24 protein-coding genes and 1 pseudogene are annotated in these 22,780 nt (G+C 58.8%); 16 read left to right on the top strand and 9 right to left on the bottom strand.

Annotated elements, in window-relative coordinates:
• Window positions 1-81: 81 nt before the first annotated feature.
• The 4 genes from ftsY to L2D14_17785 all read right to left on the bottom strand — a co-directional run bounded on the left by ftsY (window position 82) and on the right by L2D14_17785 (window position 3,846).
• Entirely contained in the window at window positions 82-1,014 is a 933-nt protein-coding gene (gene ftsY, locus L2D14_17800; GenBank protein WNJ99702.1) for a signal recognition particle-docking protein FtsY, read from the bottom strand.
• Window positions 1,011-2,261: a tRNA (N(6)-L-threonylcarbamoyladenosine(37)-C(2))-methylthiotransferase MtaB gene (mtaB, locus tag L2D14_17795; protein WNJ99701.1), complete on the bottom strand. Its 1,251-nt coding sequence runs from the start codon at window positions 2,259-2,261 to the stop codon at window positions 1,011-1,013. Before mtaB ends, ftsY begins: the two co-directional genes overlap by 4 nt.
• A complete protein-coding gene (gene dapF / locus L2D14_17790; protein ID WNJ99700.1) occupies window positions 2,258-3,103 on the bottom strand; it encodes a diaminopimelate epimerase in 846 nt (281 codons plus the stop codon). The genes mtaB and dapF overlap by 4 nt, the downstream gene beginning before the upstream one ends.
• 77 nt (window positions 3,104-3,180) lie before the next feature.
• On the bottom strand, window positions 3,181-3,846 hold the full coding sequence (locus tag L2D14_17785) for a ferredoxin (GenBank protein WNJ99699.1): 666 nt from the start codon (window positions 3,844-3,846) through the stop codon (window positions 3,181-3,183).
• A 292-nt stretch (window positions 3,847-4,138) separates the two neighbouring features.
• Between L2D14_17785 and L2D14_17780 the strand changes: the two genes are divergently transcribed.
• The 10 genes and pseudogenes from L2D14_17780 to L2D14_17735 all read left to right on the top strand — a co-directional run bounded on the left by L2D14_17780 (window position 4,139) and on the right by L2D14_17735 (window position 12,649).
• Window positions 4,139-4,516, top strand: coding sequence for a hypothetical protein (locus tag L2D14_17780; GenBank protein WNJ99698.1), 378 nt, complete (start codon window positions 4,139-4,141; stop codon window positions 4,514-4,516).
• 184 nt (window positions 4,517-4,700) lie between these two features.
• Window positions 4,701-6,083: a signal recognition particle protein gene (gene ffh, locus L2D14_17775; protein WNJ99697.1), complete on the top strand. Its 1,383-nt coding sequence runs from the start codon at window positions 4,701-4,703 to the stop codon at window positions 6,081-6,083.
• Window positions 6,084-6,176: 93 nt separating this feature from the next.
• Window positions 6,177-6,545 (top strand): annotated as a pseudogene (rpsP, locus tag L2D14_17770) (30S ribosomal protein S16).
• A 174-nt stretch (window positions 6,546-6,719) separates the two neighbouring features.
• On the top strand, window positions 6,720-7,277 hold the full coding sequence (gene rimM / locus L2D14_17765) for a ribosome maturation factor RimM (GenBank protein WNJ99696.1): 558 nt from the start codon (window positions 6,720-6,722) through the stop codon (window positions 7,275-7,277).
• 20 nt (window positions 7,278-7,297) lie between these two features.
• Window positions 7,298-7,996, top strand: coding sequence for a tRNA (guanosine(37)-N1)-methyltransferase TrmD (gene trmD, locus L2D14_17760; GenBank protein WNK01702.1), 699 nt, complete (start codon window positions 7,298-7,300; stop codon window positions 7,994-7,996).
• 20 nt (window positions 7,997-8,016) lie between these two features.
• On the top strand, window positions 8,017-8,508 hold the full coding sequence (gene rplS / locus L2D14_17755) for a 50S ribosomal protein L19 (GenBank protein WNJ99695.1): 492 nt from the start codon (window positions 8,017-8,019) through the stop codon (window positions 8,506-8,508).
• Between the two features lie 78 nt (window positions 8,509-8,586).
• Window positions 8,587-9,993: a 3-isopropylmalate dehydratase large subunit gene (gene leuC, locus L2D14_17750; GenBank protein ID WNJ99694.1), complete on the top strand. Its 1,407-nt coding sequence runs from the start codon at window positions 8,587-8,589 to the stop codon at window positions 9,991-9,993.
• 21 nt (window positions 9,994-10,014) lie between these two features.
• A complete protein-coding gene (leuD, locus tag L2D14_17745) occupies window positions 10,015-10,644 on the top strand; it encodes a 3-isopropylmalate dehydratase small subunit (protein ID WNJ99693.1) in 630 nt (209 codons plus the stop codon).
• A gap of 108 nt (window positions 10,645-10,752) precedes the next feature.
• On the top strand, window positions 10,753-11,859 hold the full coding sequence (leuB, locus tag L2D14_17740; GenBank protein WNJ99692.1) for a 3-isopropylmalate dehydrogenase: 1,107 nt from the start codon (window positions 10,753-10,755) through the stop codon (window positions 11,857-11,859).
• A 121-nt stretch (window positions 11,860-11,980) separates the two neighbouring features.
• A complete protein-coding gene (locus L2D14_17735) occupies window positions 11,981-12,649 on the top strand; it encodes a hypothetical protein (GenBank protein WNJ99691.1) in 669 nt (222 codons plus the stop codon).
• A 4-nt stretch (window positions 12,650-12,653) separates the two neighbouring features.
• Here the strand turns inward: L2D14_17735 and L2D14_17730 are convergent, their stop codons facing one another.
• Together L2D14_17730 and L2D14_17725 are read right to left on the bottom strand one after the other, a co-directional pair.
• On the bottom strand, window positions 12,654-13,376 hold the full coding sequence (locus L2D14_17730; GenBank protein WNJ99690.1) for an LrgB family protein: 723 nt from the start codon (window positions 13,374-13,376) through the stop codon (window positions 12,654-12,656).
• Window positions 13,373-13,735 (bottom strand): CidA/LrgA family protein, encoded by a 363-nt coding sequence (locus L2D14_17725; GenBank protein ID WNJ99689.1) that lies wholly within the window; start codon window positions 13,733-13,735, stop codon window positions 13,373-13,375. The genes L2D14_17730 and L2D14_17725 overlap by 4 nt, the downstream gene beginning before the upstream one ends.
• A 302-nt stretch (window positions 13,736-14,037) precedes the next feature.
• Between L2D14_17725 and L2D14_17720 the strand changes: the two genes are divergently transcribed.
• Window positions 14,038-15,069: an aspartate-semialdehyde dehydrogenase gene (locus tag L2D14_17720; protein WNJ99688.1), complete on the top strand. Its 1,032-nt coding sequence runs from the start codon at window positions 14,038-14,040 to the stop codon at window positions 15,067-15,069.
• A gap of 71 nt (window positions 15,070-15,140) precedes the next feature.
• Here L2D14_17720 and L2D14_17715 read toward each other — a convergent pair whose 3' ends face one another.
• The 3 genes from L2D14_17715 to pdxY form a co-directional block, all read right to left on the bottom strand.
• Window positions 15,141-15,725, bottom strand: coding sequence for a response regulator (locus tag L2D14_17715; protein ID WNK01701.1), 585 nt, complete (start codon window positions 15,723-15,725; stop codon window positions 15,141-15,143).
• Between the two features lie 190 nt (window positions 15,726-15,915).
• The gene (locus L2D14_17710) at window positions 15,916-16,521 is read right to left on the bottom strand and encodes a response regulator (GenBank protein ID WNJ99687.1); all 606 of its coding nucleotides are present in this window, start codon (window positions 16,519-16,521) and stop codon (window positions 15,916-15,918) included.
• Window positions 16,522-16,584: 63 nt separating this feature from the next.
• Window positions 16,585-17,442: a pyridoxal kinase gene (pdxY, locus tag L2D14_17705; GenBank protein ID WNJ99686.1), complete on the bottom strand. Its 858-nt coding sequence runs from the start codon at window positions 17,440-17,442 to the stop codon at window positions 16,585-16,587.
• An 89-nt stretch (window positions 17,443-17,531) separates the two neighbouring features.
• On the opposite strand from pdxY, the gene L2D14_17700 reads away from it, so the two are divergent.
• The 5 genes from L2D14_17700 to sdhA all read left to right on the top strand — a co-directional run bounded on the left by L2D14_17700 (window position 17,532) and on the right by sdhA (window position 22,773).
• Window positions 17,532-18,413, top strand: a complete 882-nt coding sequence (locus L2D14_17700) for a CoA ester lyase (protein WNJ99685.1) — start codon at window positions 17,532-17,534, stop codon at window positions 18,411-18,413.
• A 1-nt stretch (window position 18,414) separates the two neighbouring features.
• Window positions 18,415-19,467 carry a MaoC family dehydratase gene (locus L2D14_17695; protein ID WNJ99684.1) on the top strand — a complete coding sequence of 351 codons (1,053 nt, stop codon included), beginning with the start codon at window positions 18,415-18,417 and terminating at the stop codon, window positions 19,465-19,467.
• A 737-nt stretch (window positions 19,468-20,204) separates the two neighbouring features.
• On the top strand, window positions 20,205-20,594 hold the full coding sequence (gene sdhC, locus L2D14_17690) for a succinate dehydrogenase, cytochrome b556 subunit (protein ID WNJ99683.1): 390 nt from the start codon (window positions 20,205-20,207) through the stop codon (window positions 20,592-20,594).
• Window positions 20,595-20,596: 2 nt separating this feature from the next.
• A complete protein-coding gene (gene sdhD, locus L2D14_17685; GenBank protein ID WNJ99682.1) occupies window positions 20,597-20,977 on the top strand; it encodes a succinate dehydrogenase, hydrophobic membrane anchor protein in 381 nt (126 codons plus the stop codon).
• Window positions 20,978-20,982: 5 nt separating this feature from the next.
• The gene (gene sdhA, locus L2D14_17680; protein ID WNJ99681.1) at window positions 20,983-22,773 is read left to right on the top strand and encodes a succinate dehydrogenase flavoprotein subunit; all 1,791 of its coding nucleotides are present in this window, start codon (window positions 20,983-20,985) and stop codon (window positions 22,771-22,773) included.
• Window positions 22,774-22,780: the final 7 nt, after the last annotated feature.

The raw sequence follows: 22,780 nt of genomic DNA, 5'->3' as shown, positions 1-22,780 counted from the left end.
CTGGATGTGGATGGGCGTTTGCCCCGGTTCGTCATGTTGGTGGCATTGGCGTGGAAATCAAGCGCCCCCTAATGGATGCCTTCAGGAGAGCCCCATCAGTGCGCGGGCAAAAGCGCGAGCCTCAAACGGGCGCAGATCGTCGATCCCCTCGCCGACGCCGACCGCATGTACGGGGAGGGTAAATTTCTCGGCCAGACCGATCACGACGCCGCCCTTGGCCGATCCGTCGAGTTTGGTCATCACCAGCCCAGAAACATCGACCATGTCCTTGAAGGTCTCGACCTGGCTGTGCGCGTTCTGGCCGATGGTGCTGTCCATGACTAGAAGGGTGGTGTGCGGCGCCGTTTCGTCGATTTTCTTGATGACGCGAATGATCTTTTCAAGCTCCGCCATCAGATCCTTGCGGTTCTGCAGACGGCCTGCCGTATCGATCAAAACGACCTCGATATTGTCCGCCTTGGCTTGTTCCAGTGCGCCATAGGCAAGACCGGCGGCATCGGCGCCGTGATTGCCGGAAATGACGGGGCAGCCGGAACGTTCGCCCCAGATCTGGAGTTGCTCGACGGCGGCGGCGCGGAAGGTATCCCCGGCGACCAGCATCACCGACTTGCCTTCGGCCTTGAAGCGATTGGCGAGCTTGCCGATGGTCGTGGTCTTGCCCGAGCCGTTGACGCCGCAGACCAGTATGACGTGCGGTCGGTGCTGGGTATTTATTTCAAGCGGCCGGGCGACGGGATCCAGGATTGCCGACATTTCCTCGGCCAGCGCTTCGCGGACTTCTTCGTCGGTGACGTCCTTGTCGAATTTCGATTTTGCCAGGGCATTGACCAGCTTGGCCGACGTGGTAACGCCGATATCCGCGGTGATCAGTGCTTCTTCCAACTCGTCGAGTGCGGCCTGGTCCAGTTTCCGGGCGCGGAAGATGGACGTGATCGAACCGGCGATTTTGTCGGATGATTTGCCGAGGCCCCGGCGCAGTCTGCCGAGCCAGCCTGTCTGTTCGCCGTCGCTCATGACAGACGCTGTACCTGAAGCGCGTTCTCGTGCACGCCGGTAACCCGCCCTGAGACGATCTCGCCGGGTTGTGCGCCGTCGATAATCGCGGCTGCGACGTAATGTTGCGTGTGGCCGCGGCCGTCCTTTTCAACAAGAACCTGCGCTTCCTGGCCGATCTGCATCTTCAGGAATTCGGCCAACTGCGTCTCTCCCACGCGGCGCAGTTGCTCGGCGCGGGCCTTGCGTTCGCCGGTTGGCACTGCTGGCATTTTTGCCGCCGGTGTGCCGTCGCGCTCCGAATAGGGAAACACATGCAGGTGTGTCAGCCCCATGTCCTGAACCGCACAGAGCGTGTTATCGAACATGGTTTCGGTCTCGGTCGGGAAGCCGGCGATAAAATCGCCGCCCAACACGACATCGGTACGGGCTTTGCGCGCCCGCTCGGCAATGCGCAGGGCATCGTCACGGGAATGCCGGCGCTTCATGCGTTTCAGCACCATGTCGTCCATCGCCTGCAAACTCAGGTGCAGATGCGGCATCAGACGGGGGTCGGACGCCAGCACATCGAACAGTGTATCATCCATGGCGGCGGGATCGAGCGAGCTGAGCCGCAGGCGTTCCAGTTCGGGCACCTGTACCAGTAGCCTCTTGACGATTTCGCCGAGGCGCGGCTGTCCCGGCAGGTCGCTTCCATACGAGCAGATGTCGACGCCGGTCAGGACAATTTCGCGGAAGCCTTCGCGCACCAGCGTCCGCGTCTGCTCGACGATGGCCCCCAGCGGCACTGAGCGGTTGTTGCCGCGTGCAAACGGGATGATGCAGAACGTGCAGCGGTGATCGCAGCCCTGTTGAATCTGCACGAAGGCGCGCGCACGTCCATCGAAGCCCTTGACGAGATGCGAAGCCGTTTCGCGTACCGTCATGATGTCGGCGACACGGACTTCGGGATGGCCGTTCAGGCCGGCAAACGTCTCGGCCTTCATCTTTTCCTCGTTGCCGATCACGTGGGCGACCTCGGGCATCGCGGCGAACCCGGCAGGATCAAGCTGGGCGGCACAACCGGTGACGATGATCTTCTTGCCGGGATTCTTGCGATAGGCACGGCGGATGGTTTGCCGCGCCTGGCGTTCGGCCTCGGCGGTGACGGCACAGGTGTTGACGATTATGGCATCGTCCAGATGCGCGCGCCCGGCATGATCGCGGATCACTTCGCTTTCGAATGCATTCAGGCGGCAGCCCATGCTGATGACTTCGGCGCCGCTCATAAGGCATCTCCCAGCAATTCGGCCGAGATCACGCCCTGGAAGCTGGTTGCAAACGGCCCGGTCTGTGTAACGCGGCCTTCGGCGGTGTGCTCGACAACGAGCGTGCCGCCCAGAAGCTCGACCTCGACACGCGGCCCGGTCAGGCCGCGCCGGTGCGCGTTGACGCCGGTGGCACACGCGCTCGATCCGCTGGCCAGTGTCATGCCGGCGCCGCGCTCCCAGACCCGGACGCGGATCTTGCTTTCCGACAGAACCTGTACGACCTGCACGTTCGTGCGTTCGGGAAACAGCGGATCGCTCTCAATCAGGGGGCCGAGCTTTTGCAGATCGACAGCATCCACATCGTCGACGAAAAAGCTGGTGTGCGGGTTGCCGACGTTGACGCAGGCCGGATCGTTGAGCGGGCCCTGCGTCAGGTCCACATGCAGGGTGTCCATCTCGCGCGCCAGCGGTATGTCGCCCCAGTCCGTGTTGACCGGCCCCATGTCGACGGTGACAAGGCCGCCGTCGGCGCGCCAGGTCTGCAGATTGCCGGCCAGCGTCTCGATGATGGCTTTGTCCGTCCCCATCTCATTCATCAACTGATCGGCGATGCAGCGGGTCGCATTGCCGCATGCACCGACCTCGCCGCCGTCATGATTGCGGATACGCATGAAGACGTCGGCATCGGCGTTGCTGGCGGGTTCCAGCACGATGAACTGGTCGCAGCCGACGCCGGTGTGACGGTCGGCAATTCGTTTTGCCTGGGCATCATTGAACGATACGGCACGCGCACGCGCGTCGATAACGACAAAGTCGTTCCCGAGACCGTGCATCTTCGTAAATGGCAATTCCGTGTTCATGGTTGTGCTCAAGCTTGTGTTCAGGGCCTTACATAGGTCCGACAGGCCCCTGAAGTCCATAGCGAAGGTGATTTTGGTTATTCGCTGCTTTGTCCGGCACGCAGGAAATGCTGCATGTGAAATGCGGCCTGTGCCGGTTGATATATGTACTCCCGCCCCACCGGGCAGGCGCGGCGCGCCAGGCAGGCGTTCTCAAGGCATGACCGCCCGGCTTCACTGGCTATATGGTCCCGGCAAGCTGCGACATCGTACTGGCCGGGGCGAAAGGCGGATACCGGGCAGGTTTTCAGGCATGGCTGGTCAGCGCAGGTTGTGCAGGGGGACGGTGTGTGCGCGACATCCGGTATATCCAGTCTCTCCTTGAACAGGAATGCGGCGCGATAGGCATGCCACATGCCGTAAACGGGATGGATCAATGGACCGATCGGCGATTGCGCGACGTCGTCGGCCATCATTGCCCAGCGTTGAAAGGGATAATGCGGGGGACCTTCGAACGGATAGATCGCCAAGGCATCAAAGCTATTGGCAACCTGTACGAGTATTTGTTTTGTCCATGTGTCTAATGGGTTGGGGTCTTCCGGTATATTCGCGGAAAAGCTGCGCCACATATCAGGTCCTTTGTTGCCGATCAGGATCAATGTGGCCATATTGGACGGAATAGATTCGCGGGCTTCGGCATGAAGGGCACCTCGGGTAGAAAGACCGAATGGCCGGAGGATATCGTCGAGTTGCTCGATAATCATCGTTGAAACGTGCAATGAAGCCTAGCAATGGTCAACATAAGTCAAAGGGTCGCTCGAGTTAACGGATCATAAGGTTCTTCTAATATAGCTTCGCTTTAGTTGACCAATATCGCGATTATTTCTCCAAGCCATGACGGCCAGTAAACGGGGTCTGGAATCCTTGCAGGATATCAAATTTAAAATACTCGATTTAAACGATCATTCTTTTATAGATTTACGCAAAACGTGTAATTACTGGTCGATGAAAAAGTCCGAGTCGGGTGGTATTGCGCCGTCATGGTCGGAATTCAATATGCTTGAATTACCCCCTGAACTGCTGCCCAGAATCTGTGTTGTCGATGTTCAGCACGAGCCGCTTAATTTCATATACAGATACTGGGGGACGGCGATCACAAACCTGCATCATTACGATCTCTCCGGTAAATCCGTTATGGATTTGACGCCGCCGGAATACGCACAGTGTATTTGGGATCAGTACAACAAGGTTTTTTCATCGAAGCAGCCGCATACTTTCCTTACCGAAGTGCCGCTGGCCGAAGGCTATAGTACGTTTTATATTGCCTTGCGGCTGCCTTTGTCATCGAACGGAAAGACAATAGACAAGATTCTGTCAGCCGAAGAATACGGTAAAGAGCGGGATCAGCTCAGAATCCTGTTCTCCGAGCTTTGACGAAAGCGATACCGGGTGGCTGCCGGAACGCTTGACTTCCGTGCCGCCTGCACATATTTTGCCGCCGTTTTCAGGGTCATTCCAAACCCACGCCTTGAGGGGCGCCGCCAATCCGCGAGTTTCGCGCACTGGCGCGTAACCTGTTGTGGGCTTTTGGCCGATCCGCAAGTTATGGAATTTTGCGATGTTTGACGGACTGCAAAGCAAGCTTGGCGACATATTCGACGGCCTCAAAAAACGGGGCGCGTTGAAGGAAGCCGACGTTGATGCCGCACTGCGTGACATTCGTGTCGCGCTGCTCGAAGCCGACGTCGCGCTTTCCGTCGTCAAGACGTTCATCGACGGTGTCCGTGAAAAGGCCGTCGGGCAGGAAGTTCTGCGCTCGGTGCAGCCGGGTCAACAAGTCGTCAAAATTGTCAACGACCATATGGTCGAGATGCTGGGCGGCACCGTTCCGGAAGCACTCAGGATCGATGTCAGCCCGCCGGCCTGTATTCTTATGGTTGGTTTGCAGGGCTCGGGTAAAACGACCACGTCGGCGAAGATCGGCCTCAGGCTGACCAACCGTGACAAAAAGAAAGTCCTGATGGCGTCGTTGGATATCTACCGCCCGGCGGCGCAACAGCAATTGCAGCAATTGGGTCAGCAGACCGACGTCACCGTGTTGTCACCGATCTTTGGTGAGCAACCGGTCGCCATTGCCAAGCGGGCAATGCATACCGGGCGTACCGAAGGTTACGACGTCGTCATTCTCGATACCGCGGGCCGCCTGCATATCGATCAGGAATTGATGCGCGAAGTAAGCCAGGTCCGTGATGTGGCCAAGCCGGCGGAAACGCTTTTGGTCGTTGATGCGATGACCGGTCAGGACGCAGTCAATCTGGCCAGCGAATTCGACGAGAAAGTCGGCATTTCCGGTATCGTGCTGACCCGTGTCGACGGCGATGCACGCGGTGGCGCAGCGCTGTCGATGCGTGCCGTGACCGGCAAGCCGATCAAGCTGCTGGGTACCGGCGAAAAAATGGATGCGCTCGATGCCTTTGATGCGAACCGTGTCGCGGGCTCGATCCTCGGGATGGGCGATGTTGTCGGCCTGGTCGAGAAAGCACAGCAGGTCGTTGAGGAAGAAGAGGCCGAGAAGCTCGCCAAGAAGATGATGAAAGGCGAGTTCACGCTGGAAGACATGGTCGATCAGTTCCGCAAGATCCGCCAGATGGGCAGTCTCGACGGTATTCTCGGTATGTTGCCGGGGGCGGCCAAGGCTAAGCAGCAGATGGCAGCCGCCAACGTCGACGACAAGATGCTGGCGCACCAGGAAGCAATCATTCTGGCGATGACGCCGAAGGAACGCCGCAATCCGAAAATTCTCAACGGATCACGCCGCCGGCGCATTGCCACCGGTTCCGGCACCACGGTGCAGGAAGTGAACCGCGTGCTGAAGCAGCACAAGCAGATGTCACAGATGATGAAGAAGGTCGGCAAGATGGGGAAGGCGGGCATGATGCGCGGCTTGCCCGGCGGCGGCTTTCCTCCGATGGGGGGCGGACTGCCCCCCGGCATGAGATAACGCCGAGGCTCCCGATGGGGTTTCGCCGTTGAAACGATAACCGAAACTTTTAACAGACGATTTGAACGACTACTGAGAAGGACAAAACAGCACATGTCATTGAAAATTCGACTTTCCCGCGGCGGGGCAAAAAAGCGCCCTTACTACCGCATCGTTGTCGCCGATTCCCGCCGTGCGCGTGACGGCCGCTTCATCGAGCGTATCGGCTCCTACAACCCGATGCTGGCCAAGGACCATCCGGACCGGATCAAGCTGGATCAGGACCGCGCAAAGTACTGGCTCGGTGTCGGCGCCACGCCGTCGGACCGTGTTGCCCGCTTTCTGGCCGTGCTGGACATGGGCGAGCGCCCGGTAATCCACGAGCAGACCAAAAAGCATCTGCCGAAAGCCAAAGCGCAAGAACGTATGGCCGAAGCCGAAGCCAAGAAAGCTGCTGCCGCTGAAGCTGCCGCTGCCGCCGAAGCGCCGACGGAAGCTGAAGTCGCCGCCGAGGAAGCGCCGGCTGAAGAAGCTGCCGCCGAAGAAGCCCCGGCTGAAGAAGCTGCGGCTGAGGAAGCCCCGGCTGAAGAAGCCGCTGCTGAGGAAGCCCCGGCTGAAGAAGAGAAGAAAGAGGAGGCCTGATCGCAGATCCGGTCCATGTCGTCCGCCATGCACCAGCGCCTGGAAAATCCCGTCCGCCTCGGCATCATCGTCGGGGTCAGGGGCATCAAAGGCGAAGTTCGTATCAAGAGCTTCACCGATGATCCGGCCGCAATCGGCGCATACAGCCCGCTCTACGATAAAACGGGCGAACGGCGGTTCGATCTTAAGGTCACGGGCACACAAAAGGGTGTTGTTCTGGCCAGGGTCGACGGGATCAACGACCGCACGGCAGCGGAAGCGCTCAAACGAACGGAACTGTTCATCGAGCGAGATCAACTGCCGGCGCCTGACGAGGACGAGTTTTATCACTCGGACATGGAAGGGCTGAAAGCGGTCAGTGTTTCTGGCGATGTGATCGGAAAGGTGATCGGTGTTTTCGATTTCGGTGCCGGTCCGGTGGTTGAGATTTCCGGCAATGTCATGGTCCCGTTTACACGGGCAGCCGTGCCGGAAGTGGACATCGAAGGCGGCAAGATGGTGATCGATCCCCCGGATGGATTGTTTGATCCGCCGGGCAAGGAAGAAGAAAGCGTAGAGGACGAAACGACGTGAACGACCAACAGGCAGATAAGATGTGGCGCGCCCGCGTGCTGACCATCTTCCCGGACATGTTTCCGGGGCCGCTCGGCGTGTCCCTGACAGGGCAGGCGCTGAACCGGGGTCTGTGGTCGCTGGACGCGGTTGATATCCGAAGCTTTGCCGAGGACAAGCACGCCAGCGTCGATGACGTGCCGTTCGGGGGTGGACCGGGAATGGTGATGCGGGCCGATGTGCTTGGCCGCGCCATCGAGGCCGCCCGGCAGGGACATGAAGACCTTGCGCTCGTCTATCTGACGCCGAGGGGCCGGCCGCTGACTCAGGAACGGGTTCGCGCGCTTGCCGAAGGTCCGGGCCTGATCGCCGTTGCCGGGCGCTTTGAAGGGTTCGATGCGCGCATCATGGACGCCTATCCGGGCGAGGAAGTCTCGCTCGGTGATTTTGTCCTGTCCGGCGGTGAGTTGCCGGCGATGACCCTGATTGACGCCTGCGTCCGGCTGCTGCCGGGTGTCATCGGCGCCGAGGAATCTCTTCACGAGGAAAGTTTCGAGACCGGCTTGCTGGAATATCCGCACTACACTCGTCCGCGCGATTGGCGCGGTCTGGGTGTCCCGGACGTCCTGCTGTCCGGTCATCATGAGAATGTTCGCGCCTGGCGTCATGCCCAGGCCGAGGAAATCACGCGCGAGCGGCGTCCCGACTTGTGGGAACGCTACGAGCGCGGCAATATTTAAGCCAAGAAGGAAACCAAACTATGAATATCATTGAACAACTCGAGAAGGAGCAGCAGGACCGTCTTGCCGCCGACCGTAAGGTCCCGGCATTCGCCCCCGGCGATACGCTCCGCGTCAACGTGAAGGTCGTCGAAGGCACGCGCGAGCGTGTACAGGCGTTCGAAGGGGTCTGCATCGCGCGTAACGGCAGCGGCCTCAACGAATCGTTCACGGTCCGCAAGATTTCGTACGGCGAAGGTGTGGAGCGGGTATTCCCGGTCTATTCGCCCAGCATCGACAGCATTGATGTCGTGCGCCGTGGTGACGTGCGCCGCGCCAAGCTTTACTATCTGCGCGGTCGTCAGGGTAAATCGGCACGTATCGCCGAGAAAACCGACGGTTTCTCCGCCAAGCTGACCGCCGAAGAAAAGCGGATCGCCAAGGAAGAGAAAAGCGCACGTGACGCCCTGGCCCGTGAAGCGAAAAAAGCCAAGGACGAAGCCGCAGCAGCACCTGCAACCAGCGACGAATAAGAAACCGGGGCCTAAAGGTCCCTGACACCTTTGCCGCCGGGGTCTCCCGGCGGCGGCAGAACCGATGTGGAGGAAGCAATGGCGCAGCCGAGAACGCTGTTTGACAAGATTTGGGATAGTCACCTGGTCAACGTCCAGGACGACGGCACCTGCCTTTTATATATCGACAGGCACCTGACTCACGAGGTCACCAGCCCGCAGGCGTTCGAAGGCCTTCGCGCGACCGGCCGCAAGGTCCGCCGTCCGGACCTGACGCTGGCGGTTCCCGATCATAACGTGTCGACGACGGAACGCGGCGGCTACATTGCGGACGAGGAAAGCCGCATCCAGATCGAAACCCTGCAGAAAAACTGCAAGGAATTCGGTGTGCCGCTGTTCGACGTAACAGATGTTCGTCAGGGCATCGTCCACATCATCGGTCCGGAACAGGGCTTTACCCTGCCCGGCACCACGGTCGTCTGCGGCGACAGCCATACCGCGACGCACGGCGCTTTCGGCGCGCTGGCGTTCGGGATCGGGACATCGGAAGTCGAGCACGTGCTGGCGACGCAGACGCTTTTGCAAAGCCCGCTGAAAAACATGCGCATCACCGTTACCGGCGCGCTGCCCGAAGGTTGCACGGCGAAGGATCTGGTGTTGGCGATCATCGGCAAGATCGGTACCGCCGGCGGAACGGGTTACGTGATCGAATACGCCGGTCAGGCCATTCGCGACCTGTCGATGGAAGGCCGCATGACGGTCTGCAACATGACCATCGAAGGCGGCGCGCGTGCCGGTCTGGTGGCTCCCGACGAAACCACGTTCGAATACCTCAAGGGCCGTCCGATGTCGCCGAAAGGCGCCGCCTGGGAAGCTGCCGTCTCTTACTGGAAGACGCTGCCCAGCGACGAAGGCGCCGTCTACGACAAGGAAGTCGAACTGGACGTTTCGGAAATCGTGCCGCAGGTTACCTGGGGCACCAGCCCGGAAGACGTCGCGCCGATCACCGGCACCGTGCCGCGTCCGGAAGATTTCGAAAATCCGGCGAAACAGGAATCCGCCAAGCTGGCGCTTGAATACATGGGTCTCGAAGGCGGCATGAAGATCACCGACATCAAGGTCGACAAGGTCTTCGTCGGTTCCTGCACCAACGGCCGGATCGAAGACATCCGTGCCGCCGCCGCCATTTCCAAGGGCCGCAAGGTCGCCGATGGCGTCACCGCGCTGATGGTACCGGGCTCGGGGTTGGTTAAGGATCAGGCCGAGGAAGAAGGTCTCGACAAGATTCTCATCGAAGCCGGTTGGGAATGGCGTGAGCCGGGGTGCTCCATGTGTCTGGCGATGAACGCCGACAAACTGGAGCCGGGCGAGCGTTGCGCGTCGACGTCGAACCGCAACTTCAAGGGCCGTCAGGGCCCGAAAGGCCGCACTCATCTGGTAAGCCCGGCGATGGCCGCCGCTGCCGCGATCACCGGTCATCTGACCGACGTTCGCGAGTTGGACTGATTAGGGAAGAGGATAACGAAAATGGACAAGTTCGATAAACTGACCAGCGTTGCCGCGCCGATGGACATGATCAACATCGACACCGACATGGTGATCCCGAAGCAGTTCCTGAAGACCATCAAGCGCAGTGGTCTCGGCAAGCATCTGTTCCACGAAATGCGTTACGACGACGATGGTAACGAGGTCGAGGATTTCGTCCTTAACCAGCCGGCGTACCGCAAGGCGCAGATCCTGGTAGCCGATGAGAACTTCGGCTGCGGGTCGTCACGCGAACACGCGCCGTGGGCGATCCTGGATTTCGGCATCAAGTGCGTCATCGCGCCGAGCTTTGCCGATATCTTCTATAACAACTGCTTCAAGAACGGCATCCTGCCGATCAAGCTGCCCAAGGAAGATTGGGAAAAGGTCATGGACGACGCCAAGCGCGGCGCCAACGCGACCCTCACCGTCGATCTGGAAAACCAGGTCATCACCGGGCCTGATGGTGGCGAGGTTCATTTCGAAATTGATCCGTTCAAGAAGAAATGCCTGCTCGAAGGCCTCGACGATGTCGGTCTGACCATGCAGAACGGCGACAAGATAGATACCTATGAAAAAGAAAAAGAAACCAGTCAGGCATGGCTCAACAGCGCCATGACCGCTGCCGAGTAATTATCCCCCGCAAAAGTGGGGACTCCGTTCTGAACGACGTGCCGGGTGCCATCGGTTCCCGCGTGCGCGGGAATGACAGGTAAAGTTAAAGAGGGAAGAGGAAACAAAATGGCCGCCAACAAGAAACTGCTGATGCTGCCCGGCGACGGGATCGGTCCCGAGGTGATGGGTGAGGTGAAGCGCGTCGTCGACTGGATGGACAAGCGCCGTCACGTCTCGTTCGACATCGAGGACGATCTGGTTGGTGGCGCCGCCTACGATGTGCATAAATCCGCGCTCGCCGACGCCACCATGGACAAAGCCATGAATGTCGATGCCGTGATGCTGGGCGCCGTCGGCGGTCCGAAATGGGACAACGTCGAACGCGATGCGCGCCCTGAAGCGGGCCTGCTGCGCCTTAGAAAAGAAATGGACCTGTTCGCCAACCTGCGTCCCGCGACCTGCATGCCGGCACTGGCCGATGCGTCGTCGCTGAAGAACGAACTGGTCGCCGGTCTCGACATCATGATCGTCCGCGAACTGACGGCCGGCACCTACTTCGGCCAGCCCAAGGGCATGCAGACCTATGAAGGCGTCGAGCGTTGCGTCGATACCACCGCGTATACGCATGACGAGGTTGAGCGCGTGGTGCGCGCCGCCTTCGACCTGGCCATGAAGCGCGGCAAAAAGCTGCACTCGGTCGAAAAAGCCAACGTCATGGAAACCGGTGTGTTCTGGCGCAAGATCGCGACCGAGGTCGGCAAGGACTATCCGGGCGTGGAGCTTGAGCACATGTACGCCGACAACTGCGCCATGCAGCTCGTGCGCGCCCCGAAGCAGTTCGATGTCATCGTTACCGACAACCTGTTCGGCGATGTGCTCAGCGATTGCGCGGCGATGCTGACCGGTTCGCTCGGCATGCTGCCGTCGGCATCGCTCGGTGCCGCCGATGAAAGCGGTCGCCGCAAGGCGCTGTACGAACCGGTCCACGGCTCCGCACCCGACATCGCCGGCGAAAGCAAGGCCAACCCGCTGGCGACGGTGCTGTCGTTCGCGATGTGCCTGCGCTATTCGTTCGACATGGGCGAGGACGCGGACATGGTCGAGAAGGCCTGCGCCAATGTGCTCGATCAGGGGTATCGCACCGGCGACATCATGCAGGACGGCAAGACCCTGGTCTCGACGCAGCAGATGGGCGAAAAAATCTGCGATGAGCTGGACAAGCTGGCGGCTTAAATATTTCTGTAACTCTCCAGAATATGAACCGGGGCCGATATGCCCCGGTTTTTCTTTGCGTGTTTTGTGCAGTCCGAAACGGACGTATAATCTCCACATACTCTGGATAGGAACGATTTCGATGCTGTTGCGTCTTTTGTTCGGTATGCTGTGCGTTGCGCTGGTGTGCATGAGCACGTCAGCTCAGGCCGCCGACCGCCCCATGCCTGACATGATCGACCCGGCCAAGCGCTATATGTTCTATCTGCACGGCTTGTACGTGGAGCGGCAGGGTCCCTATGAGGCCTATCACTATTACGACATTCTAGATGAGTTGGAGTCCCGGGGCTTTGTCGTCATCGGCGAGGCCCGGAAGCACGCCAACGCCGGGCGCTACGCCAAAGGTCTGGCGCAGCAGGTGCAGACCCTGCTGAGTGCCGGCGTGCCGTCGTATCAGATTACCGTTGCCGGACATTCCAAGGGCGGCATGATCACGCTTTTGACGTCAGCCCTGCTGGGTGAGCCCGGCATCAACTATGCGGTGCTCGCGGGCTGCGGCAAGGCAGGGTCGGAACATCGTCGCGGGCTCAAGAGGTTCATTAAGACCGACGCCGAAGATGTTGAAGGCACGTTTTTGATTGCCTGGGCTGAAGATGACACCGTTGCCGGCGATTGCGATGACGCCATGAAAGTGGGCAAGGCGGTTTACAGGAACAAGGTGCTGCCGGCCGGCCACGGCGGCCACAAATTGTTCTATGCGCCCGACCCGTTGTGGCTGGACGAACTTGCCGGTTTTGCTCAGGGTGGTTGAAGCTTCAGAACACCAACGCAAAAATCAATGGGATCAGAATCGCCGTGGCAAGACCGTTGAGCCCCATGGCGAGACCGGCGAATGCCCCGGCGACGGCGTTAACCTGTAACGCACGCGACGTGCCGATGCCGTGCGCGGCAACCCCCATGGCGAGTCCGCGTGCGCGCCAGTCCTTGATCCTTGCAAGGTTCAGCACCAGTGGCCCCAGCACGGCGCCGGTAATCCCGGTCAGAATGACCAGCACTGCCGTCAGCGACGGCAGGCCGCCCAGCTGCTCGGCAATGCCCATGGCGATCGGTGCGGTTACGGATTTCGGCGCGATGGAGAGCAGCGTTTCCATGCTGGCACCGCCGATCCAGGCGAAACCGTAAGCGCAGCCCGCGGCGGTGCCCGAGCCGATCAGCACGCCGGCCAATAAGGCCGCACCGGATTTTTTCAGGGTTTCCAGTTGCTGATACAGCGGCACCGCCAGCGCCACCGTTGCCGGGCCGAGCAGGAAATGAACGAACTGCGCACCCTCGAAATAGTCACGGTAGGGAATATCTGTCGCCCACAGCAGCGCCGCGATCAGGGCGATGGCGATGGGCACCGGGTTCAAAAGTGGATGGCGGCCGCTTTTTTCATACAGCCAATCCCCGGCGACGTAGGCACACAATGTCAGGGTCAGCCCGGTCAGCGGTTTCTGCGCCAGATAGACCCAGATCTCGGCGAGGTCGGGGGCGGTCATACCTTGTCCTCCGGGCGCAACGTGGCACGGCCGAGACGCTCCATGACCAGCGCCGTAATGACGATGGCGATCAGGGTGCCCGGTACGATGGCCAGAAACACCGGCCACCATTCGTCGGCCAGCCTGGGCACATGAAGCATCACGCCGACCCCGGCGGGCACGAACAGCAGAGCCAGATGCTTGAGCAGTCCGCCTGCGGTATCGTTCAAACCCTGCGGCAGGCCGCGGCGGACCAGGAGCCCGGCAAACAGGATTGCCATGCCGATCACCGGCCCCGGCACCGGGATTCCCGTGGCGACATTGACGGTTTCGCCGATCAATTGGCAGATCAGGATCAGAGCAAGAAATCGGATGATCATAAGCAATCCTTATTGCCGGATTAGAGTATGCTACTTGCGTAATTCATTACTTCGCGTTATGTTCCGCGCGATTTCGGCCGGTAGCAACAGGCGATTATGCATTGCATGTCCGGCGGAACGAGGAATTTTAAATGCTGTTTGCGAAGACCACCACGAAGAAGACCAAAACCCTGCACTAGCGGGCGGTTTTTTCGTGTTTTGATGAAACGGCCCGCTGAAACGCTCGCGGGCCGAAGTCTTATGTGGACGGCACCCAAGAGATTGTTGGCGGGGTAAACGAAGACCCCAAAGGAGAAAACGAGATGGGTTACAAAGTTGCAGTTGTCGGTGCCACCGGAAATGTCGGCCGCGCCTTACTGGAGATCATGGCGGAACGCCGTTTCCCGGCGGACGAGGTTGTGGCGCTTGCGTCATCGCGTTCGGTTGGAACGGAGATCAGCTACGGCGAGGACGATGTCCTCAAATGTCAGGACCTTGCCAAGTTCGACTTCAAGGGCACGGACATCGTGCTGTCGTCGCCGGGGGCATCGGTATCTGCTGAATACAGCCCGAAAGCCGCCGCCGCCGGTGCTGTCGTTATCGACAATACGTCGTATTGGCGCATGGACCCAGATGTGCCGCTGGTCGTGCCTGAAGTGAACCCTGAGGCCATCGCCGGTTATGTCCGCAAGGGCATTATCGCCAACCCGAACTGCTCGACGATCCAGATGGTAACGGCGATGAAGCCGCTGCACGATCTGGCGCATATCACGCGTTGCGTAGTGTCGACCTATCAGTCGGTTTCGGGCGCCGGCAAGGCTGGGATGGATGAACTGTTCAACCAGACCAAGGGCATCTACACGAACCAGCCGGCTGAACAGCACCGCCAGAAATTCACCAAGCAGATCGCCTTTAACTGCATTCCGCATATCGACAAGTTCATGGATGACGGGTCGACTAAGGAAGAGTGGAAGATGGTGGTCGAGACCAAGAAAATTCTCGATCCCTCCATCCGTGTGCATGCGACCTGCGTTCGTGTGCCGTCGTTTATCGGTCATGGTGAAGCCGTGAATCTGGAATTCGATAGCCCGATCGACGAGGCCGAAGCGCGTCGCGCCCTGCAATCCGCGCCGGGCGTGACGGTATTCGACGAGCGTGTCGACGGCGGTTATGTGACGCCGCAGGAATGTGCCGGCGAGGACGATGTTTACGTCAGCCGTATCCGCATGGACCCGACGATCGATAACGGGCTTTCCATGTGGGTTGTTTCCGACAACCTGCGCAAGGGTGCGGCACTCAACACGGTACAGATCGCAGAGACCCTGGTCGGCCACTATATGGAAGACGCCGCGTAAGTTTTTATTGCAGGGTATATCGAAGCGGAAAACGCCTGTCGCTGATTGCGGCGGGCGTTTTTGCTGTGCGGTCAGTTTTCTTCAGGCTCGCTATCCGGGGTCTTGTCGGGCACATCGTCGTCCGGATTGAAGGTCTTGTTGATTTCATCTTGCTGCATGTCGCGTTTTTTTTCGACCGCCTGTGCTTCTGCATCCGGTGGAGGCCCTTTCCCGCGGCGGTCATCGCCGTCATATGCAGTATGGTGTCGACGGCGGTCGGGGCCGAAATACTCACCGACGCGGACAAAGCGCCGGGGGCGTTCGATGACGGCTTCGATGCGGCTGAAAAGGGCCTTCGGCGACACCGGCTTAACGACGTATTCGGTCACTCCGGCGTCGCGCGCTTTGAAAACATGATCCTTGTCGCGGTACGAAGTGACCATGATGATGGGCACGAAGGCATTCGGCGTTTCCGGGCTTCTGCGGACCAGTTTTGTCATTTTTAACCCGTTGCCCGGCGACATTTCCCAATCAAGTATGATTAGGTCGATCTTATTGTGTTTGTAAAATGTCCAGGCAGAGTCGGCATTTGAAAACACCTGGATATCCATACACCCAAGCACCCGGATCATTTGCCGCAGCATATTTGCGGTAAATTTCTGATCGTCGACAATCATCACGGATACATCGTGAAGATAGTCCGAAGAGTTCAAGTCGTTCAATTCAGACACTGTCGCGCCCTCCGTTCCCGCATATGCTTTCATTTTGTCACTTCGTGATCAAGCGATCGCGAAAGCAGACATTACAGGTGCCCAGAACAGAGAAAGCATCGCTCAGACGGTCGTTGAGCATACGTGAACACCAGGTTCAGTCGGCGTCGGTCCGGGAATCATCATTCGGATTGAAAGCCCGATTGATTTCATCCTGCTCCATGTCACGTTTCTTTTCCGTTCCGCCTGGCGTGGCATCCGGTTTTGCCTTGGGTTTTGCGTCATGCCCGCGACGGTCTTCTCCATCGAATTCCTTATTGTGGCGGCGGCGGTCGGGGCCGAAGAATTCGCCGACACGAACAAAACGGCGCGGCCGTTCGATAACGGCTTCAATCCGGCTGAAAAGGCCTTTTGGGGAAACCGGTTTGACGACGTATTCGGTAACGCCTGTGTCGCGCGCCTTGAATACATGCTCCCGTTCACGGTAGGCGGTGACCATGATGATGGGAACGAAGGGGTTTGGGGTTTCTTCGCTCTTGCGGATTAACTGGGTCAGTTTGATCCCGTTTATCGGTGCCATCTGCCAGTCCGTGATGACCAGATCGACGGAATTACTTTTGTAATATTCCCAAGCATCTTCGCCGTTTTCGAAAACGTGCACATCCGTACAGCCGATGACCCTCAGCATCTTACGCATCAGATTAGCGGAAAATTCCTGATCTTCAGCCAACATGATGGATACATCACGAAGATAGTCCGACACGCTTTAGCCTGTTTCTGTTTATACCCTCAAGCATACGTATGCTTCCATTTTGCGGATCACTGTTCAAGCGATTCGATGAGGGGATGCGGGGGGCGACACTTTTGCCGATAATGCAAATGATTTCAGTATTTTGGGTAGATCAAGCTCAATGGTGCCTTGGTTGGCCGCGTCTGTTGCCGCAGCGTCGACGATGGACACCGCCTTGGTCATGGCCAGGCTAGGAGAGAGGCCTTGCGCATGCAGCCCGCAAAAAGCGGCGCTCAGCATGTCGCCGGTACCTTTTGCGTGGAGCGGAAGATTCTTAACGGTGACGGACCAGGCTTCTCTCCCGTTGACAAGAACATTGGCCAAAGCCCTGCAAGCTTGTCTGTCCGGAGCCGGGATCGAGGACACAAAGACCAGTTCGGGACCCCGTTCGATGAGGGATCTGGCCGCTTTCACCGCTTCATCAATGTTATCGACGGGCATACCGCTAAGCGATACAAGCTCGTAACGGTTCGGTAGCAAGACGGTGCTTTCCGGTAAGGCTTCATCCCTGAAAAAAGAAATCAATGCCGGATCGACGTAAGTGCCTTCGGCATCGTCGCCGAAAACCGGATCCAGATAATAGGCATCGAGTCGGTTGTCGTGCCGTGCCTCGCGCAGTTGCGCGAGGAGCATGCGCCCCTGTTCCGCGTTGACCAGATATCCGCTCAAAAGGCATGCCGGGGGAGTGCAATGGCTTATCGCCTCTGCGAGGGATCGTGAGAGCGCGGAAGTTGCCGGTACTTCGGGGGTGACGGGACCATGTCCGGGATGATGGGCATAGCGGACACTGTCCACGGCCCATGGTGTGACCCCGGTGGCTTCCAGTGTTGGTATCGCGGCGGCATTACCGACATAGCCGCTTGTAACGCATGATTGAAGCGATATGACATCCATCGGGTGAGCTTGCCACAGCGCGAAGGACTTTTATAGTTGGGACAATTGTAGTTTATTGCGCTGCACAATAACCGATGCCGGAGACCGCCGTGAGTACTGAAAAAACCACCCGTCCCAGACGATCCGTTCTTTATATGCCGGGGTCCAATACCCGTGCCATGCAGAAAGGCCGGGAGCTTCCCGCAGATGGCCTGATCCTCGACCTGGAGGATTCCGTTGCCCCTGAATCCAAGGCCGATGCGAGGGGTCTGATCAAGGCGGCGCTGGATGAAGGTGGCTATGGCAGCCGGGAAATCTGTGTCCGCACCAATGGGTTCGATACCGAATGGGGCAGGGATGACGTGGCTGCCGTTGCGGCGATGAAATGCCACGCGGTGGTTTTGCCGAAAGTCGAAACCGCAGCCATGGTGCTGGAAGCGGTCCAGATTCTCGAAGCGGCCGGCGCGCCCGCGGACATGGCGATATGGTGCATGATGGAAACGCCGCTCGGCATCCTGAATGCCAAGGAAGTAGCCTTCGCGCATGCGCGTGTCGGCTGTCTTGTCATGGGGACCTCCGATCTTGCCAAGGATCTGAACTGCCGACATACACCGGACCGTCTGCCGTTTCTGTATTCACTTGAGCACTGTCTGCTGGCGGCGCGGGCTGCCGGGATTGCGATCCTGGACGGCGTGCACCTTGATCTTTCAGACGATGCCGGTTTTCGCGCTTCATGCGAACAAGGACGCGATCTGGGCATGGATGGGAAAACACTCATTCACCCTAAAACCATCGAAGCCGCGAACGAAGTTTTCGCGCCATCCGAAGCCGAAGTCGCCTGGGCGCGCAAGATCATCGATGCGCACGCCGAAGCCGCCAAGGAAGGTAAGGGCCTTGTTGTTGTCGACGGGAAGTTGATCGAAAATCTGCACGTCGCTGATGCCAAGCGTTTGCTGAGCTTGGCCGATGCCATTGCCAGCGGGAATGCCTGACATGGCCGGAAAAACCAACCCTGGAAATTTCTTCGAAGATTTCAGCATCGGGCGGATATTCGAACATGCCACCCCCCGCACGGTGACGGACGGGGACATTGCACTTTATACAGGTCTCTACGGCGGACGTTTTGCGGTTCAGTCGTCGGCAGAATTCGCAAGAAGTCTGGGTTATGCATCACAGCCGGTTGACGATCTGCTGGCGTTTCATATCGCCTTCGGCAAAACGGTGCCCGAGGTTTCGCTGAACGCAGTTGCCAACCTCGGTTACGCGGAAGGTATATTCGGCGTCCCGGTTTACGCAGGTGACACAATCCAGACCACTTCGGAAGTCATCGGCCTCAAAGAGAATTCGAACGGCAAGACCGGTGTTGTTTATGTGCGTTCGGTGGCTACAAACCAGCGCGGCGACACGGTCGTCGATTACAAGCGCTGGGTTATGGTCAACAAACGCGATGCCGCAAGCCCGGCGCCGGGTGCTGTTGTGCCCGAATTAAGCGATAAGGTCGCGCCGGCTGATCTGGTCGTCCCGGCAGCGACGGATTTCAGCGCCTATGACACGATGCTTTCCGGCAGTGCCGATCTCTGGGGCGCTTATGAAGTCGGCGAGAAGATCGATCATGTTGACGGCAATACCGTTGAGGATGCCGAGCATATGCTGGCGACGCGGCTGTATCAGAACACGGCCAAAGTACACTTCAATCAGCATGCGCAGGCACAGGGGCGGTTCGGAAAGCGGTTGGTCTACGGCGGACATGTGATATCCATCGCGCGTGGCCTGTCTTTCAATGGTCTCGCCAATGCATTCCATATTGCCGCAATCAATGCCGGCTCACATGCCAATCCGATCTTTGCAGGCGATACGGTGTTTGCCTGGTCCGAGGTGCTGGACAAGGCGGAATGCAAAGGGCGCAGCGATGTTGGCGCGTTGCGGCTCAGAACCGTGGCGACCAAGGATCATCCGGCTGCCGATTTCCCGCTCAAGAGCGATGACGGCAAGTACATGCCGCATGTTGTGCTCGATCTGGATTACTGGGTGCTGATGCCCCGTTGATTTTTTCTGGCTGATTTTTCTGGCTGATTTCATCTGAAGAAACGCGAACATAATAAAAGAGGCGTCAGCGGTATCGGTCCTGGGAAACCTCCACCCGGCACTGCTGGATCAGTGCACCTGACGCCTCTTGGAGCCGGCCAGGCTCCGTTCGCCCATGAGACACCGTGTCCTCGCTTCAAGCGGGGCCGCACCCTGGGCAGAGATCGGCCTCGTTCTACGCGCTCGCGCCCGGAAAGCTTGCGCATCCCGATTGCAAACGGACACTACGTCACCAATCTGCGCACCATCCGCCCACCTGGGCAGCGAACGGACGGAGCGGCGGACCGAAGCCCGACCGCAGGCAGCAAGTGGCGTCGTGACGCCGGCGCGGGACCAGATGTTCCCCCGCCTTTGCCGCGACCGATACTCCCGGCGAACCGGCAGCATCGCGACGATGTACTCGCGTGCATGCTAAGAATGCGCCGTATCGATTTCTATCGCTACGTGGAATGTTGGGGGTAAAGTCAGATTCCTGTGTAAAACATGCTGCTTTTTCCCCAAACTATCCACAGTTTGTCCACACAGTTATCATTCTTTGCCGGAATGGCGGGTTCTGACCCCCCTGACACCTTATTGGAATACCAAATACATGCTGCATTGCACCGTGAAAAGTTGACTTGCCGGAAGGTGGCAGGTACCACTTAATAACCGGTTGAAAACTCGCGGATGTGCGCGCTGCCGAAAGAAAGGCATTCATAATGACTACCCGGAATCGTCCCGTTTCTCCGCACCTTCAAGTATACAAGCCGCAGATCACTTCCATTTTGTCCATCACCCACCGTCTCACCGGGGTTGCCCTGTGCGGTGGCGCTGTGCTGTTGACCTACTGGTTGATGGCCGCGACATATGGACCGGACGCATTTGCGAACGCACAGGCGATCCTGGGATCATGGTTCGGCAGGCTGGTTCTGTTTGGTGTGGTTTTTTCACTTTGGTATCATCTGGCAAACGGTATCCGCCATCTGGCATGGGATGCCGGCTGGGGATTCGAGCTTGATAAGCTGAAAATGAGTGGCATTGCCGTGATCGCCGTTTCGGTGATCCTGACGTTGGCCACATTCTGTCTTGCCTATTACGTGGGGGGCTGATCATGGAACTGCGTTCGCAACTGAGCCGGGTTCGCGGCCTCGGCGCTTCACACGAAGGGGCGCACCATTTCTGGGTGCAGCGTGTCAGTGGTATGGCACTTGTACCTTTGGTGATCTGGTTCGTGCTGTCGGCATCGAGCGTGGTTGGCGCTGATCTTGCGACCTTCACGGCATGGGTCGGCAGCCACTACAATCCGGTGCTTCTGATCCTGCTGATCGTCACCATGTTTTATCACGCACAACTTGGATTGCAGGTCATTATCGAGGACTACGTGCATGGCGAAGCCGCCAAGCTGACCTCGCTGATCCTCGTCAAGTTTGCCATTTATCTGATCGGCGCGTGCGCCGTGTTCGCCGTAATACGCCTGACCTTCGGGAGCTAGTCCGGATGCCTCAATCATACGAGATCGTAGATCACAAATACGACGTTATCGTCGTCGGCGCCGGCGGTGCGGGATTGCGCGCAACGCTGGGCATGGCGGCTGCCGGCCTGAAGACGGCGTGCATCACCAAGGTCTTTCCGACACGTTCGCATACCGTGGCGGCACAGGGCGGCATCAGTGCATCACTTGGCAATATGGCCGAGGATAACTGGAAATGGCACATGTACGACACCGTCAAGGGGGCCGACTGGCTCGGTGATCAGGACGCTATCGAATATATGTGCCGCGAAGCCGTGCCGGCGATCTATGAGTTGGAACATTTCGGCGTACCTTTTTCCAGAACGGATGAGGGCAAGATTTACCAGCGCCCGTTCGGCGGCCACATGGCCAATTTCGGTGAAAAGCCTGTGCAGCGCGCCTGTGCTGCTGCCGACCGGACCGGCCATGCCATCCTGCACACGCTGTATCAACAGTCCCTCAAGAACGACGCTGAATTCTTTGTCGAGTATTTCGCCATCGACCTGATCATGGACGAAGAAGGCACCTGCCAGGGTGTTTTGGCGTGGAATCTCGATGACGGGAAGATGCACCGTTTCCAGGCGCACATGACGGTATTGGCGACGGGCGGTTACGGCCGTGCCTACTTCTCGGCGACGTCGGCGCATACCTGCACCGGCGACGGTAACGCCATGGCGGCGCGTGCCGGCATTCCACTGCAGGATCAGGAATTCGTGCAGTTCCATCCGACCGGCATTTACGGCGCCGGCTGTCTGATTACCGAAGGCGCGCGCGGTGAAGGCGGGTACCTGACAAATTCCAAGGGCGAACGTTTCATGGAGCGATATGCGCCGACTGCCAAGGATCTGGCGTCGCGTGATGTGGTCAGCCGTGCCATGACCGTTGAAATCCGTGAAGGCCGCGGTGTCGGCGATCAGACGGATCACATCTTCCTGCACCTCGAGCATCTGGGCGGCGATGTTTTGAACAAGCGCCTGCCGGGGATCACCGAAACGGCACGGATCTTCTCGGGCGTCGATGCGACGAAGGATCCCATACCGGTGCTGCCGACCGTGCATTACAACATGGGCGGGGTGCCGACGAACTATCGCGGCGAAGTGGTTTCACCGACCGACGATGATCCGGACCGGGTCAATCCGGGGATCATGGCGATTGGTGAATGTGCGTCGGCATCGGTGCACGGGGCTAACCGCCTGGGGACGAACTCTCTCCTCGATCTGGTCGTGTTCGGTCGTGCGGCGGCGATCCGCGCGGCGGAAATCGTCAAGCCGGGCGGAACGTTGCCGCCACTTAACATGGCATCGGCGGACAAGGCGCTAGCGCGATTCGACAAGTTGCGTCATGCCGATGGCGATACGCCGACCGCGAAAATTCGCGACGAACTGCAACGTGTCATGCAAAACAATGCTGCCGTGTTCCGCACGGCCGAGGTGCTCAAGGAAGGGGTCGAAAAGCTCGATGCCGTGACCGCGAAATTGTCCGACATCAAGGTGCACGACCGCTCGTTGATCTGGAACTCCGATCTGGTGGAAACGCTGGAACTGACGAACCTCGTCCCGAATGCGGTTTCGACCATGTATTGCGCCGAGGCACGGCATGAAAGCCGCGGTGCGCATGCACACGAGGACCATCCGGATCGCGACGACAAGGAATGGATGAAGCATTCACTGGCGTGGATCGACGAGGACGGCGGCTGCAAACTGAGCTATCGCCCGGTCCATGAATATACGCTGACCGATGAAGTTGAATATATCGTGCCCAAGGCGCGGGTCTACTGAGGAAGGG

Source organism: Thalassospiraceae bacterium LMO-JJ14 (assembly GCA_021555105.2).
Lineage (GTDB): Bacteria > Pseudomonadota > Alphaproteobacteria > Rhodospirillales > Casp-alpha2 > UBA4479.
This window is presented reverse-complemented; position numbering and strand designations above follow the sequence as displayed.

Coding starts and splice junctions, on each gene's coding strand:
- leuD (WNJ99693.1), top strand. CDS start 10,015: ATGGACAAGTTCGATAAACTGACCAGCGTTGCCGCGCCGATGGACATG.
- L2D14_17735 (WNJ99691.1), top strand. CDS start 11,981: ATGCTGTTGCGTCTTTTGTTCGGTATGCTGTGCGTTGCGCTGGTGTGC.
- leuB (WNJ99692.1), top strand. CDS start 10,753: ATGGCCGCCAACAAGAAACTGCTGATGCTGCCCGGCGACGGGATCGGT.
- leuC (WNJ99694.1), top strand. CDS start 8,587: ATGGCGCAGCCGAGAACGCTGTTTGACAAGATTTGGGATAGTCACCTG.
- L2D14_17780 (WNJ99698.1), top strand. CDS start 4,139: ATGCTTGAATTACCCCCTGAACTGCTGCCCAGAATCTGTGTTGTCGAT.
- mtaB (WNJ99701.1), bottom strand. CDS start 2,261: ATGAGCGGCGCCGAAGTCATCAGCATGGGCTGCCGCCTGAATGCATTC.
- L2D14_17715 (WNK01701.1), bottom strand. CDS start 15,725: ATGATTGTCGACGATCAGAAATTTACCGCAAATATGCTGCGGCAAATG.
- sdhA (WNJ99681.1), top strand. CDS start 20,983: ATGCCTCAATCATACGAGATCGTAGATCACAAATACGACGTTATCGTC.
- L2D14_17720 (WNJ99688.1), top strand. CDS start 14,038: ATGGGTTACAAAGTTGCAGTTGTCGGTGCCACCGGAAATGTCGGCCGC.
- L2D14_17695 (WNJ99684.1), top strand. CDS start 18,415: ATGGCCGGAAAAACCAACCCTGGAAATTTCTTCGAAGATTTCAGCATC.
- sdhD (WNJ99682.1), top strand. CDS start 20,597: ATGGAACTGCGTTCGCAACTGAGCCGGGTTCGCGGCCTCGGCGCTTCA.
- rplS (WNJ99695.1), top strand. CDS start 8,017: ATGAATATCATTGAACAACTCGAGAAGGAGCAGCAGGACCGTCTTGCC.
- dapF (WNJ99700.1), bottom strand. CDS start 3,103: ATGAACACGGAATTGCCATTTACGAAGATGCACGGTCTCGGGAACGAC.
- L2D14_17785 (WNJ99699.1), bottom strand. CDS start 3,846: ATGATTATCGAGCAACTCGACGATATCCTCCGGCCATTCGGTCTTTCT.
- trmD (WNK01702.1), top strand. CDS start 7,298: ATGTGGCGCGCCCGCGTGCTGACCATCTTCCCGGACATGTTTCCGGGG.
- pdxY (WNJ99686.1), bottom strand. CDS start 17,442: ATGGATGTCATATCGCTTCAATCATGCGTTACAAGCGGCTATGTCGGT.
- ftsY (WNJ99702.1), bottom strand. CDS start 1,014: ATGAGCGACGGCGAACAGACAGGCTGGCTCGGCAGACTGCGCCGGGGC.
- sdhC (WNJ99683.1), top strand. CDS start 20,205: ATGACTACCCGGAATCGTCCCGTTTCTCCGCACCTTCAAGTATACAAG.
- ffh (WNJ99697.1), top strand. CDS start 4,701: ATGTTTGACGGACTGCAAAGCAAGCTTGGCGACATATTCGACGGCCTC.
- L2D14_17725 (WNJ99689.1), bottom strand. CDS start 13,735: ATGATCATCCGATTTCTTGCTCTGATCCTGATCTGCCAATTGATCGGC.
- L2D14_17730 (WNJ99690.1), bottom strand. CDS start 13,376: ATGACCGCCCCCGACCTCGCCGAGATCTGGGTCTATCTGGCGCAGAAA.
- rimM (WNJ99696.1), top strand. CDS start 6,720: ATGTCGTCCGCCATGCACCAGCGCCTGGAAAATCCCGTCCGCCTCGGC.